The following is a 13,704-nucleotide window of genomic DNA, read 5'->3' on the forward strand; positions in this document are numbered from 1 at the left end:
AGCGGGTGATTTTCTGTTAAACTTAACGGTTTGTTACAGTTAATTTTAGCGAGCGATTTGCATGTCTAATCCTGCACTACAGGCTTCACCTCAAACTGCGATTTTAAAAGAACTTCTTGCCAAGCGTATTCTCATTATTGACGGTGCGATGGGGACGATGATTCAGCGCCATAAGCTCGAAGAAGAAGACTATCGTGGTGAGCGTTTTGCAGACTGGGCATCTGACCTCAAAGGCAATAATGATTTATTAGTCCTGACCCAACCGCAGATTATCCAGGGCATTCATGAAGCGTACCTCGATGCAGGTGCAGACATTATCGAAACCAATAGCTTTAACGGTACACGAGTTTCCATGTCGGATTATCACATGGAAGACCTCGTCCCTGAGATTAACCGTGAAGCGGCTCGTCTTGCTAAAGCTGCCTGTGAAAAATATTCCACACCTGATAAGCCTCGTTTCGTCGCTGGGGTACTTGGACCGACATCACGTACCTGTTCGATTTCGCCGAACGTCAATGATCCTGCATTTCGTAATATCACCTTTGATGAGTTAAAAGAAAACTATATCGAAGCGACCCATGCTTTAATCGAAGGCGGTGCGGATATTATCCTGATCGAAACTGTGTTCGATACCTTGAACTGTAAAGCGGCGATCTTTGCGGTCAAAGAGGTGTTTAAGCAAATTGGTCGTGAGCTCCCGATGATGATTTCGGGGACAATTACCGATGCATCTGGACGTACTTTGACAGGTCAAACGGCGGAAGCCTTTTGGAACTCGGTGCGTCATGGCAACTTATTATCCATCGGTTTTAACTGTGCGCTCGGTGCAGATGCAATGCGTCCACACATCAAGACCATTGCAGATGTGGCGGATACGTTTGTCTCCGCGCACCCGAATGCAGGCTTGCCGAATGCCTTTGGTGAGTATGATGAAACGCCAGAGCAGACCGCCGCATTCTTAAAAGAATTTGCCGAAAGTGGTTTGATCAATATCACAGGCGGTTGCTGCGGGACGACACCTGACCATATCCGTGCGATTGCCAATGCGGTTGAAGGCATTGCGCCTCGCAAAATCCCAGACATCAAACCTGCATGTCGCTTGAGTGGTTTAGAGCCATTTAATATTTATGATGATTCATTATTCGTCAATGTCGGTGAGCGAACCAACGTTACAGGCTCGAAGAAATTTTTACGTTTAATCCGTGAGGAAAACTTTGCTGAAGCACTCGAAGTGGCACAGCAACAAGTCGAATCGGGTGCACAGATCATCGACATCAACATGGATGAGGGGATGCTCGATTCAGAAAATGCCATGGTGCATTTTCTCAATTTGGTTGCTTCAGAACCTGAAATTTCACGTGTACCGATCATGATTGACTCCTCGAAGTGGGAAATCATCGAAGCAGGTTTGAAGTGCGTACAAGGCAAGGCCGTCGTCAACTCGATCTCGTTAAAAGAAGGCTATGACGAGTTTGTGGAAAAGGCACGTCTATGCCGTCAGTATGGTGCGGCAATCATTGTCATGGCATTTGATGAAGATGGTCAGGCAGACACGGCACAGCGTAAAAAAGAAATTTGTCAGCGTTCTTATGAGGTCTTGGTCAATGATGTGGGCTTCCCATCGGAAGATATTATTTTTGACCCGAACGTGTTTGCAGTCGCAACAGGGATTGAAGAACACAATAATTACGCCGTGGACTTTATCGAGGCCACAGGTTGGATTAAACAAAACCTACCGAATGCGATGATCTCAGGCGGTGTGTCGAACGTATCGTTCTCATTCCGTGGTAATGAGCCTGTGCGTGAGGCGATTCACTCGGTGTTCTTGTACTATGCCATCAAGCAAGGCATGACCATGGGCATTGTGAATGCTGGTCAAATGGCAATCTATGATGAAATTTCCCCTGAGCTTAAAGATGCAGTTGAAGATGTCATTCTCAACCAAAATCAGGGCGGCTCTTCACATGAAAATCAGGGACAAGCTGCGACTGAAAAACTGCTTGAAGTGGCGGAAAAATATCGTGGACAGGGCGGTGCCGCCAAAGAAGCAGAAAATCTGGAATGGCGTAATCAACCTGTCGAAAAGCGCCTTGAATATGCACTGGTCAAAGGCATTACCAGCTTTATTGATGAAGATACCGAAGAGGCACGCCTGAAATCTAAACGTCCACTTGATGTGATCGAAGGACCACTCATGGACGGCATGAATGTGGTCGGCGATCTTTTCGGCTCGGGCAAAATGTTCCTCCCGCAAGTGGTGAAATCGGCACGTGTCATGAAACAAGCAGTGGCATGGCTGAATCCGTACATCGAAGCAGAAAAAGAAGAAGGGCAGTCCAAAGGGAAAGTGCTGATGGCGACAGTCAAAGGTGACGTGCACGATATTGGTAAAAATATCGTTGGCGTGGTCTTGGGTTGTAATGGCTATGACATTGTTGACCTCGGTGTGATGGTGCCTGCGGAGAAAATCCTACAAACGGCGATTGATGAGAAATGTGACATCATCGGCTTGTCAGGCTTGATCACGCCAAGTTTGGATGAAATGGTTTTCGTTGCCAAAGAAATGCAACGCAAAGACTTTCATTTGCCATTATTGATCGGTGGTGCAACCACGTCTAAAGCACATACCGCAGTGAAGATTGAACCACAATATCAAAATGATGCAGTGATTTACGTGGCGGATGCTTCTCGTGCCGTTGGTGTGGCAACGACATTACTTTCTAAAGAAATGCGCGGTGCATATATCGAGGAACAACGCCAAGAATATGCAAAAATCCGTGAACGCCTTGCCAACAAACAACCGAAAGCTGCCAAACTGTCTTATGCAGAATCGGTAGACAATGGCTTGAAGGTTGAATGGGATGCATATGTACCGCCGAAGCCAAACTTCGTTGGACAGCAGATCATTACTAATTATCCATTAGAAAAATTGGTACCGTATTTCGATTGGACACCGTTCTTTATTTCATGGAGTCTTGCAGGGAAATTCCCGAAAATTCTACAAGATGAAGTGGTTGGTGAAGCAGCAACTGACTTGTACAATCAAGCGCAAAGCATGCTCAAAGACATCATTGAGAATAAACGCTTTGATGCACGTGCGGTATTTGGCATTCACCCTGCAAAACGCACTGGCAAAGATACCGTATCGGTCTATGATGAAGCGGGCAATGTTACGCACCGCTTTGAACATCTGCGTCAGCAGTCGGATAAGGTAACTGGTAAACCGAACTTGTCTTTGGCGGATTTTATTAGCACCTCTGATCAGCAAACCGATCATTTGGGTGGCTTTACCGTGTCGGTCTTCGGTGTGGAAGAGATGGCAAATGAATACAAAGCCAAAGGTGATGATTATTCGGCGATTCTAGCGCAGTCTTTGGGTGATCGTTTTGCTGAAGCCTTTGCTGAGCATCTGCATGAATTGATTCGTAAAGAGTATTGGGGCTATCAAGCAGATGAAAATCTTGATAATGAGGCCTTGATCAAAGAAAAATACGTTGGCATTCGTCCTGCGCCTGGCTATCCTGCATGCCCTGAACATTCGGAAAAAGCGGTGCTATTTGATTGGTTAGATTCGACGAATCAGATCGGCACGCAACTGACCGAACACTTCGCCATGATTCCGCCGTCGAGTGTGAGTGGATTCTATTACTCACATAAGCAGAGTGAATACTTTAATGTCGGTAAAATTTCGCAAGATCAGCTAGAGGATTATGCCGAGCGTAAAGGTTGGACGTTGGATGAAGCGAAGCGGTGGTTAGGTCCGAATTTGGATGATTCGGTTTCTTGATTTTTTAACTCTTAGAATCCTCCCCAACCCTCCTTTATAAAAGGAGGGGGCTGTCATGTGATTAAATGAGTTGGGAGAACTCCTCCCTTTTTCAAAGGGAGGTTGGGTGGGATTCTAATCTCTGCTGAACAATTCGGTAAATTTCATGCACTACTGCATCCGTTTCAGCCAAAATCTGTCTATTGCTAAATCGAAGAATTATAAGCCCGAGTTCATTTAAGGCATGATCTCGATTTTGATCCGCATCCAACCCCTCAGTTGTGTAGTGCTGACCACCGTCACATTCGATGACTAAATTGGCTATCGGGCAGTAGAAATCTACAATGAAATTCAAAAGCGGTTTTTGTCGATAAAATGTACACCTAAAATTTGCTTTCGACGCAATCTTGACCAAAGCAACGATTCTGCATCGGTCATATTTTTGCGTAAATCACGTGAAGCCTGCTTTAATGTTTTTTTATACGGTTGCATTGTTTAAGTCACTGTGATTTTTTGTTTAAATTCAAACCAAAATCATTGCAAATCGAGAATGAGATATTACACAAACGTCCGCTTATATTTTTCATGGGTTTCAATATTACTGAGCTCATCCTTCTCATCCCACACTTGCAACTCCCATGGGAAGTAAAAATTTGATTTGTTCTTAAAGTAAATATGTAGTCCTCGATAGCCATCTTTATCACGGTAATACCAATTCTTTAATCCATACTTTTCTTGCCATTCATCTAACTGCTCGCTGATGGCATCGACTTCGGCAGTGTTGACGATGATTCTCGCACCAAAAATATCGTTGAGCCAATTATTCACTGGATATTGGTCTGTATTTTCTGAAAATCGAGAAATTTTATCGTCAATGCTTTCCAGCGTTTTAACCCGATAATAATATTGCAGTAAAAAACCTGTTTTATTCTTGATCAAATAGTCGTTGATACTTTCATGCAAATTTAAACGGTATTTGGTGATGTGTGGATAAGGAACACGAGCAATAGTTTTGGACAAATTGACCTTTTCAATACGTCCAGTATCAAAGTAATCTTGAGAAAAGTCAGCATGAATTTTATTAATGGTTTCAATCATTAACTCTACTTTTTCTAAGGTGTTTTTACTCATCGCATCCTCTACTTCTTAAAATTCGACAACAACGCCGAAGTAATCGAGGTATTATTTTTCACCACTCTGGTTTTTTTGGCTTTTGCCGATTGATCTTGTACTCTTTCGATGCGGATCGCACGCAATTTATCTTCATTTTCGATCACGATAAATTTCACCCGTTCATTACGCTTCGGCTCGCCATCTGCCAGTGGAAAGTCAGAAATATGAAAGAAAATATCCTGCTCAAGCCCATCAATAAAGCCAAAACCACGATCGGCATTGTATTGTTTGATGCGACCTTGATGAAATTCAGATTTCATAGCGATTTCCTTGATGGTTGGCGATTAAAGTTTAACGACGAGTTTATATGGTCTGAAAAACCGAAAGGCGTTGCAAATAAACATTATAAAGCAAAGCGTGTCACTTCAAAATCAGCAGTTAATTATGAGCAGTTATTCAACTGATCATTGTAACTGTGTCCACTCAACTACAACTTGATGATCACCGCCCATTAATGTCCATTCACCATCCATGATGTTGAGTTGCAGTTGCATGGTGCGTTCACAGAGTTTTTGAATTTCGGCTGTAGTGTTTTCGGAGAGTTGCCACACTTCGACATTTTTCAAAGTTTTCAGCTTTGCACTGCGTTTATACCATTCTGCGACAGCACTGCCATAAGTAATCACTGCGACTTGATCACAGCGAGCACTGGCTTTTTTTACCTTATCTTCATCAGGGCTACCGACTTCAATCCATTTCTGCAATTGACCTGTCAGGTCTTTTTGCCATAGCGCAGGCTCATTGGTTTCAAATAAATCTTTGGTAAATTCCAATGCTTCATCGGCAAAACGTGCAAATGCCAAAATTCGCACCATCAAACGCTCAATGGTTTCAGAGGGATGCAGTGCCAAAGTCAGCTGAAAATCACTATAGATGTGGTTGTCCATATCAGCAATGTTTAAATCTGCTTTATAAATGGTCGCTTTTAATGCCATGCGCTTATCCTCAAATTTGCGCATAGCATAACGAATTTTGATCTGAAATGTGGCATTTTTAGCATGATTTTACTAGAGGGTTTTAGTAGAGGGTTTTAATATATGACTTTCTGCGGTTGATGATTCATCGCAATCAATCTGTGTAGAGGTGATTCAATCGAAAAAAATGAATTGCCAACAAAAAAGCCATCCGAAGATGGCTTGAGCAGATCAATTGGTCATGAAAATCGATCAGATTACCAATGTTCACCTGGGAATAAGCGAGCATAGGCTTTTTGCATGATGTTTAACTTTTCTTGTTTGCCGACAGATGCGGTAGAGCTTGGGAATAAGTTATAACCGATCGACATCAAGACATTGTTAATATCTGGTGCGATGGCATAAGTAATCGACGCCAAACGTCCAAGGTTCGTGGCAATTTTCTTCGGACGTTTCACGATCGCATACGCAATCAAGTCAGCCGCTTGCTCAGGAGAAAGTGTTGGCACGTAGTTGTAGATTTTGGTTGGTGCAATCATCGGCGTGCGCACAAGTGGCATATAGATCGACGTCAGTGCGATTTTGTGCGCCAAGGCTTCGGCAGACAAACAACGACTAAACGCATCCAGTGCCGCTTTTGAGGCAACATAAGCAGAGAAGCGAGTTGCATTCGCCAATACACCGATTGAGCTGATATTGATAATTTGCCCTTGTTTGCGGTTCATCATATCTGGCAGTAGATTTAGCACCAAACGCACCGCACCAAAGTAGTTGAGCTGCATGGTACGTTCAAAGTCATGGAAACGATCGACTGACTCATGCACCGCACGGCGAATCGAGCGCCCCGCATTATTCACCAAAATATCTACATGATCGACAGAGGCTTGAATCTCTTTAGAGACACGATCGATTTCGTCCATGTCATTCAAATCGCATGGGAACACAGAGGCTTTGCCTCCTTCCGCTTCGATTTCCGCTTTGACTTCATCAAGTTTTTCTTTGGTACGTGCCAACAGGATTACGTGCGCTCCAGCATTGGCAAGCTGTTTGGCGGCAGTCAAGCCAATACCACTGGATGCGCCAGTGATGACGATATTTTTACCTTCGACTTTTTTAATCAGTTGTTTTTGCAGCTTGGTGTTCATAATGCGTCCTACAGTGAATATGGTTCAATTTTTACGGTGTGGTCATGCACCAGACTCCTGATTGGGCATGATCACTTATTTCTTGTAGATATAATAGCCAAATTATTCTAGGTGATCTACTCTAAATGTATGAAAAATAATAATTTATATAGAGCGATTACTCTAAATTGGCTAGAGTGCTTACTCTAATATTTAGCTAAATCCTTGAGTGAATGTCAATTAATCTCTTTCCATAATTGAACAAAGCGCATGCAAAATTTGTAAAATTGTTTGTAAAAAATCTTTGGACAAAGCCTGCTCAATGTCCTTTAGGCAATTTGATAAAAATTCTTGGCATTTTGATGGAAGATTTTAAACATCGCATCCTCGCCATAAGGCTGAATCATTTCGAGATATGCGGCAATAATTTCGGTTAAATCTGCGCTAGGTTTATCCATCGGAAAGTTTGAAGCAAAGACAATGCGATCTGTTCCAAATACCTGTATAGCATGCTCAATCATCGGCTGTAGCCGTTCGATGATCTGCATTTTCGTGGCTTTTTGTCCTTTGATATGAAAATCATGTCCAAGTACAGGCATCAGTAAACCTGAAATTTTGGCATGCACGTTTTGACATTCGGCGAGTGTCGCCAGTTTGGTTTGCCAATCTTCGAAGATTGTTTGACGTGCTTGTACAGTTTGTCCTGTAGATTTGCCGATGGCACCAAATAGTCCAGCGGGTGTGCCAAGATGATCGAGCATGATTTTGGCTTCAGGAAAGCGTTTGGCGAGGGCAGTCACGTCATCCAGCTGCGTCGAGTAGCACCATGCGTCAAAGGTGAAATTTTGACGGACGATCTGCTCAAAGCCTTTGAGGAATTTTTTATCACGGTACAGTCCTGCTTGATCACACCACCGATAAATCCCTTTATCTTCATGAAAAGACGCCATTTTTCGGATACCACGAAACTGCGGACTGGCTTCACGGTGCAGTTGTAATATTTTCTTAAAATCACGTTTCCTCGGGTCGGCTGTGGCAACGATGGCACCTAATTGGATGTTTTGTTTATTAAAAGGCAATTGATTAATCCAACGAGTCTCACCGACCACACCAGTGCCTTTGTGATCGTGCCAATTGGCTTCGATATGAACGATGCTTTCGACATTAAAATGACCGAGATCCTGTTTATAGTCTTGAGGCAGATAGGGCGCAAGTGCATGATCGGTGAGCCCTAAGGTGTCGATCAGCGCTTTGGGTTTGACCAATCGCATCATCTTATCCATGACACGTGGATAGTTGCCAAAGTATTTGACCAAATGCTGTGCGGCATGAGGTGTATGGTATGGATCCCATTGGTGAATATGCGGGTCGATGATGGGGAAATTAAGTTGTATCACTTCCTGTGGCATGGCTGCGCTCTTTTGATCGTCCTGATTTATTCACTATAAACCTGAAATGATGATGAATAAAATGATTCAATTCACATTGCTGTTATGAATTTTGTTCATACTAAGAAAGCGCTTATAAAAATCCATTTCGGAAATATGTTGTTGCGGGATTATCTACGCCCAATGACGAACTTTGTTTTCACTTCACGGCGATTTCTCCTATAATGGTCGGCATTTATGTGTCGCCGTTTTATTGGTGGAATTTTTCACATTTAGATAAAACATCAATCATCGATACGGCATGAGTTGAACAACTTTAGGAGTCCTACGTGGCCCAATATATTTACACGATGAATCGTGTGTCCAAGATGGTTCCACCAAAGCGTGAAATCCTCAAAAATATTTCCCTGTCATTTTTCCCAGGTGCCAAGATCGGTGTACTCGGTCTCAACGGTGCGGGTAAATCAACTTTGCTTCGTATCATGGCAGGTGTTGATAAAGATTTCTCTGGTGAAGCACGTGCGCAAACTGGCATTAAAATTGGCTATCTTGAGCAAGAGCCACCGCTAGACCCAAGCAAAGATGTGCGTGGCAATGTCGAAGATGGTTTGCGTGAACCACTGGATGCGTTGGCACGTTTGGATGAAGTATTCGCTGAATATGCGGCAGAAGATGCAGACTTTGATGCGCTTGCCAAAGAGCAAGAGAAGCTCGAAGGCATTATCCAAGCATGGGATGCACATAACCTGAATAACCAACTTGAACAAGCCGCTGATGCGCTACGCCTACCTGCGTGGGATGCGGATGTGAGTTTGCTATCGGGTGGTGAGCGTCGTCGTGTGGCACTTTGTCGTCTGCTCTTGTCGAAGCCTGATATGCTACTTCTTGACGAACCAACTAACCATTTGGACGCAGAATCTGTTGCATGGCTTGAACGCTTCTTGAAAGATTTCCAAGGTACCATCGTGGCGATTACCCATGACCGTTATTTCTTGGATAATGTTGCAGAGTGGATTCTTGAGCTTGACCGTGGGCATGGTATTCCATATCAAGGCAACTATACCGCTTGGCTTGAGCAGAAAAATGCACGCCTAGAGCAAGAACAGAAGCAAGAAGAATCATTTGCCAAAGCCTTGAAAAAGGAATTGGAGTGGGTGCGTCAGAATGCCAAAGGTCAGCAGAAGAAGAATAAAGCGCGTATGGAGCGTTTTGAGGAACTCAACTCGAAAGAATTCCAAGAGCGTAATGAAACCTCTGAAATTTACATTCCACCGGGTCCTCGTCTAGGCAACAAAGTGGTGGAAGTGAATAACATCAGCAAATCCTTTGATGGGCGTTTGTTGTATGAAAACTTGAGTTTTACCGTACCTCCTGCTGCGATCGTTGGTATCGTCGGTCCAAATGGTGCGGGTAAAACCACACTATTCCGTATGATGACTGAAGAGCAACAACCTGATACAGGGACTGTGACGCTCGGTGAATCCGTTAAAGTGGCGTATGTCGGTCAGATTCGTGACACCTTGGATAATAACAAAACCGTGTGGGAAGAAGTTTCTGGCGGTTTGGATATCCTGAAAGTCGGCGATTATGAGATTGCGTCACGTGCTTATATCGGTCGCTTTAACTTCAAAGGTCAAGATCAGCAAAAACGTGTTGGCGAGCTATCAGGTGGTGAGCGTAACCGTTTGCAATTGGCGAAGATTCTACAGCAAGGTGCCAATGTCATCTTACTCGATGAGCCGTCGAATGACTTGGACGTGGAAACTTTACGTGCACTCGAAGATGCGATTTTAGTCTTCCCAGGTACAGTGATGGTGGTTTCGCATGACCGCTGGTTCCTTGATCGTATTGCGACACACATCCTGTCTTTTGAAAATGATGAGCCAGAATTCTACGATGGTAACTATACGGAGTATGAAGCCTACCGTAAGAAAAAACTCGGTGATGAAGCACGTCCAACACGTGCCAAGTACAAGAAAATCAGTGGTTAAATAGTGAAAAAAGTCCGCATCAAGTGATGCGGATTTTTTTGATTGGAAGTTTAAGTTAATCTAGGTGTCAGATAAAAAAGCAGAATCTTTTAAGCAAGTTCTTGCTGTTTATAAGCATAAGTCGGGATTAACCTTCGGTTCGACCTACTTTCCTTTCGGGGAAAGTAGGCAAAGCCATTTTGTCAGTCGCAAACTCGGGCATATACCAAAAATTAATCCGACACCTTGCAGAACGTCACTTTACCAATAATGTCCTGTCCTCGAACAATGCGACTGACATTTCCATGTATCAAATGACTTCTACTCGTCGGATAACAGGCTAAGATTATTCAGCCAAAGCAATTTCAATCGCTTCTAACAGACGTGGGTCTTCAGCGGTGATGTCAGGTGCAAAACGTGCGATGACTTCACCACGACGATTGACAAGGAATTTTTCAAAATTCCACAGCACTTCAGGTTTTGGATTTGGTGTTAAACCATATTCCACCAGATCATCCCACCACGGTCCTTCGCCGATGCGCTCAGGTTGAGCTTTAATAAGTTCTTGATACAACGGATGTTTATCATCACCAGCGACAGAAATCTTCGAGAAGATTGGAAAAGTCACATCATAAGTGACGGAACAGAAATCTTGAATCTCTGCATCACTACCAGGTTCTTGTTCTAGAAAGTTATTGGCTGGAAAGCCTAAAATTTCTAAACCTTCCGCTTTTTTTAAACGATAGAGTTTTTCCAACGCTTCATATTGTGGGGTGAGTCCACATTTTGATGCCACATTGACTATCAATGCGACTTTGCCTTGATAGTCCGCAAGTGTCGCAGTTGCACCGTCGATTTTCTTAAAACCAATCTCTTGAATTTCGTGCATTGCCTAAATCCTTTATTGCATTTTGATGAACGATGTCACCAGCATGTGTTTGAGCATCAGCTGATGACATCACTGCAAAAAATTATTGTGCAGCAGCGGCAGGCGCAGTGTCATTTGCAGCAGGGGCAGCTTGCTCAGCAGGTGCTGTCGTTGCAGCTGCTGCATCCGCAGGTTGTGCACCCGCATTGAGTTTTTGATGGATTTGTTCACTCAGTGCAATCAGCTCTTGCTGTGCTTTCATGGCTTTTTCTTGAAGTGGTTTGACTTTTTCCACGTCGATTTTTTCAGGATCACCTTGGATCACCATTTCGCTCATTTCAATGCTGATCAGGCTATTTTCGATCATTTTTTCACGCAGTTCATTGACTTCGCTACTTTTTAGATCAAAGGCTTTGAGTTCGCTGTTACTTTTCTCAACGAATGCTTTTAAGTCTTTAAAGAGTTTATCCACTTCAGCTTTATCTTTTTTCTCGACAGCGGCTTGCATTTTTTGTCCAAGCTCTTGTGATTTTTGCTCTTGCGCTGCGCCATAGCTTTGTAGTTTGTCGATATCTGATTGAATATCTGCAACATTATCTGTGCTCAGCGCTACTGGTTTAGGTGCTTCTGCTTGGGCTGTAGTTGCTGTGCTTTCCCCTTGTTTCACTTCCGTGGTCGGTTTTGAACACGCAGTGAGCGCAGCCACTGAGGCAATTAAAGTGATTAATGCTAATTTTTTCATGATATTTTCCAAACGATTTTGTTCATGATCTATGAGTGTATTGTACTTCTCGGCGAATTGATGTCGAAAATACAAAACGTGATTTACGTGGCTTACTATATATGAAGATAGAACGAGAGCACTAATATTATTTGCATCGTTTTGCTGTGAATACGTTAATTTTGTATTTACTTTAGTGACGATGCTCTTGATAATTTCAGTTCAAAATTTGGGGTATTTGCCATGTCATCAAGTGATCAATCTGCGACGACCATAGCACGATGGGTGTTTTTATTGCCACTTTGTGCGGTCTTGATTTGGGCGATCAATATTGTGGTGACACGTTATGCAGTGGATGTGATTTCACCGATTAGTATCAGTTTCTATCGCTGGCTGATTGCCTTAGTATTGTTGACGCCATTTGTGCTAGCAAAAGTGATTCAGCACTGGACAGCAGTTCGAGCAAATTTATTCAAATTAGCCGTATTGGGTTTCTTTGGCATGGTCTGCTATCAAGGCTTGGCATATACCGCAGCGCAATATACCACTGCGACTAATATGGGCATTATCAATGCCTTTATCCCTGTGTTTTCGATCGTGCTCAGCGCAATCGTGTTGCAGATTCGCCCTAGTTTGAGCGCACTTCTAGGCACCATGTTGTCGATTTTTGGTTTGGCATATGTGGTGGCACAAGGCGATATTCAGCGGGTATTACAAGGTCAACATATCGTCGGCGATCTAATGATGATCGTTGCGGTGGTGCTCTATGCAGGCTATGGCGTGTTGTTACAGCGCTGGCGTTTACAGCTTCCTTTGCTGGTGATGTTGTATGTGCAAATCTGTTTTGCCGTAATTTTCCATGTGCCATTACTGATGTACTTTGGGCTGGATGATTTAAATATGAGTAATATTTCGCCAGTGGTCTATGCAGCAATTTTTCCATCAATCATTGCGCCGATGGTGTGGATGATGTCGATCCAGTCTTTAGGTGCAAATCGAAGCAGTGTCTTTCTCAATCTGGCGCCGATCTTCACTGCGATTATTGCCTATGTATTTTTGCAAGAACAATGGACGATGTATCACACTATTGGCGGTGCGATGGTGTTGGCTGGGATTTTGTTGGTACAGAAAAAATAACAGGATGTTGAAAAAATGCGGTGGCACGCTGTGATGGCGTGCTAGGATGGGTCAGCTAGGCACGAATGATTTGTCCAGTCACCGCATCATTGATGCGACTCGGTTCAGGACTATCGCCTAATTCTCCTGATAAAATAGCAACCTGATCATGAAAATAATCGACCACTTGTTCAGCAGTACGAGCAGGGGCAAGTCCCGCAGGATTAGCACTGGTTGATACCACAAAATTATCAAACCCACGGCAAAGCTGTTGGCACAGCGGATGTGACGTGACCCGAATCGCCACCCGATCGTGATCACCATAAATCCACTGCGGAATATCGGCATGTATCGGTAATAACCATGTTTGCGCCCGTTGATTATTTTTGGCATTAAGCCATGAATCAATCACTTGCTGCCGTATGGTTTGATCAAGATCAGCAAGCAAAGGCTCAACCCGTTCGATACTTTCACTGAGTAAAATCACCCCTTTTTCAATCGGGCGCTGTTTGAGTTTGAGAATTTTTTGAAATGCAGCTGCTTGACGTAGATCACAGCCCAAGCCCCAAACCGCTTCAGTGGGATAAGCCAGCACTTCACCGTGTTGTAAGGTGGCAATGGCATGTTCTAGATTGACATGGTTCATGAAGGTACTCAAGAGATT

11 protein-coding genes and 1 pseudogene are annotated in these 13,704 nt (G+C 43.6%); 3 read left to right on the top strand and 9 right to left on the bottom strand.

Translation table 11 applies throughout. The features are described 5' to 3' along the window. Positions 1–61: 61 nt before the first annotated feature. A complete protein-coding gene (gene metH / locus BLQ60_RS08740) occupies positions 62–3,787 on the top strand; it encodes a methionine synthase (RefSeq protein ID WP_092619000.1) in 3,726 nt (1,241 codons plus the stop codon). A 91-nt stretch (positions 3,788–3,878) separates the two neighbouring features. Here the strand turns inward: metH and BLQ60_RS08745 are convergent. The 6 genes and pseudogenes from BLQ60_RS08745 to BLQ60_RS08770 all read right to left on the bottom strand — a co-directional run bounded on the left by BLQ60_RS08745 (position 3,879) and on the right by BLQ60_RS08770 (position 8,374). Continuing rightward, positions 3,879–4,258 (bottom strand): annotated as a pseudogene (locus BLQ60_RS08745) (endonuclease domain-containing protein). Between the two features lie 66 nt (positions 4,259–4,324). Beyond that, complete coding sequence (locus BLQ60_RS08750; RefSeq protein WP_092619003.1) at positions 4,325–4,897, bottom strand: nucleotidyltransferase family protein; 573 nt, start codon at positions 4,895–4,897, stop codon at positions 4,325–4,327. An 8-nt stretch (positions 4,898–4,905) separates the two neighbouring features. Then, entirely contained in the window at positions 4,906–5,199 is a 294-nt protein-coding gene (locus BLQ60_RS08755) for a cold-shock protein (RefSeq protein ID WP_092619006.1), read from the bottom strand. Between the two features lie 144 nt (positions 5,200–5,343). Beyond that, entirely contained in the window at positions 5,344–5,874 is a 531-nt protein-coding gene (locus BLQ60_RS08760) for a YaeQ family protein (RefSeq protein ID WP_092619009.1), read from the bottom strand. Between the two features lie 236 nt (positions 5,875–6,110). Beyond that, the gene (locus tag BLQ60_RS08765; RefSeq protein WP_092619012.1) at positions 6,111–6,998 is read right to left on the bottom strand and encodes an SDR family NAD(P)-dependent oxidoreductase; all 888 of its coding nucleotides are present in this window, start codon (positions 6,996–6,998) and stop codon (positions 6,111–6,113) included. A gap of 308 nt (positions 6,999–7,306) precedes the next feature. Continuing rightward, positions 7,307–8,374 carry an amidohydrolase family protein gene (locus tag BLQ60_RS08770; RefSeq protein ID WP_092619553.1) on the bottom strand — a complete coding sequence of 356 codons (1,068 nt, stop codon included), beginning with the start codon at positions 8,372–8,374 and terminating at the stop codon, positions 7,307–7,309. Between the two features lie 320 nt (positions 8,375–8,694). On the opposite strand from BLQ60_RS08770, the gene ettA reads away from it, so the two are divergent. After that, positions 8,695–10,356: an energy-dependent translational throttle protein EttA gene (gene ettA / locus BLQ60_RS08775; RefSeq protein ID WP_092619015.1), complete on the top strand. Its 1,662-nt coding sequence runs from the start codon at positions 8,695–8,697 to the stop codon at positions 10,354–10,356. 325 nt (positions 10,357–10,681) lie between these two features. Here ettA and BLQ60_RS08780 read toward each other — a convergent pair whose 3' ends face one another. After that, positions 10,682–11,224, bottom strand: coding sequence for a glutathione peroxidase (locus tag BLQ60_RS08780; RefSeq protein ID WP_092619018.1), 543 nt, complete (start codon positions 11,222–11,224; stop codon positions 10,682–10,684). 82 nt (positions 11,225–11,306) lie between these two features. Continuing rightward, positions 11,307–11,945, bottom strand: coding sequence for a hypothetical protein (locus BLQ60_RS08785; RefSeq protein WP_092619021.1), 639 nt, complete (start codon positions 11,943–11,945; stop codon positions 11,307–11,309). A 222-nt stretch (positions 11,946–12,167) separates the two neighbouring features. Here BLQ60_RS08785 and BLQ60_RS08790 point away from each other — a divergent pair, with 222 nt between their 5' ends. Beyond that, complete coding sequence (locus BLQ60_RS08790; protein ID WP_092619024.1) at positions 12,168–13,061, top strand: DMT family transporter; 894 nt, start codon at positions 12,168–12,170, stop codon at positions 13,059–13,061. Positions 13,062–13,116: 55 nt separating this feature from the next. Here the strand turns inward: BLQ60_RS08790 and tsaC are convergent, their stop codons facing one another. Further along, positions 13,117–13,686 (bottom strand): L-threonylcarbamoyladenylate synthase type 1 TsaC, encoded by a 570-nt coding sequence (gene tsaC / locus BLQ60_RS08795; protein ID WP_092619027.1) that lies wholly within the window; start codon positions 13,684–13,686, stop codon positions 13,117–13,119. Positions 13,687–13,704: the final 18 nt, after the last annotated feature.

It is taken from the genome of Acinetobacter marinus (assembly GCF_900096915.1).
In the GTDB taxonomy this organism is placed as follows: domain Bacteria; phylum Pseudomonadota; class Gammaproteobacteria; order Pseudomonadales; family Moraxellaceae; genus Acinetobacter; species Acinetobacter marinus.

Excerpts from the sequence above, each read along its gene's own strand:
- metH (WP_092619000.1), top strand. The coding sequence starts at position 62 with ATGTCTAATCCTGCACTACAGGCTTCACCTCAAACTGCGATTTTAAAA.
- BLQ60_RS08750 (WP_092619003.1), bottom strand. The coding sequence starts at position 4,897 with ATGAGTAAAAACACCTTAGAAAAAGTAGAGTTAATGATTGAAACCATT.
- BLQ60_RS08755 (WP_092619006.1), bottom strand. The coding sequence starts at position 5,199 with ATGAAATCTGAATTTCATCAAGGTCGCATCAAACAATACAATGCCGAT.
- BLQ60_RS08760 (WP_092619009.1), bottom strand. The coding sequence starts at position 5,874 with ATGGCATTAAAAGCGACCATTTATAAAGCAGATTTAAACATTGCTGAT.
- BLQ60_RS08765 (WP_092619012.1), bottom strand. The coding sequence starts at position 6,998 with ATGAACACCAAGCTGCAAAAACAACTGATTAAAAAAGTCGAAGGTAAA.
- BLQ60_RS08780 (WP_092619018.1), bottom strand. The coding sequence starts at position 11,224 with ATGCACGAAATTCAAGAGATTGGTTTTAAGAAAATCGACGGTGCAACT.
- BLQ60_RS08785 (WP_092619021.1), bottom strand. The coding sequence starts at position 11,945 with ATGAAAAAATTAGCATTAATCACTTTAATTGCCTCAGTGGCTGCGCTC.
- BLQ60_RS08790 (WP_092619024.1), top strand. The coding sequence starts at position 12,168 with ATGTCATCAAGTGATCAATCTGCGACGACCATAGCACGATGGGTGTTT.
- tsaC (WP_092619027.1), bottom strand. The coding sequence starts at position 13,686 with ATGAACCATGTCAATCTAGAACATGCCATTGCCACCTTACAACACGGT.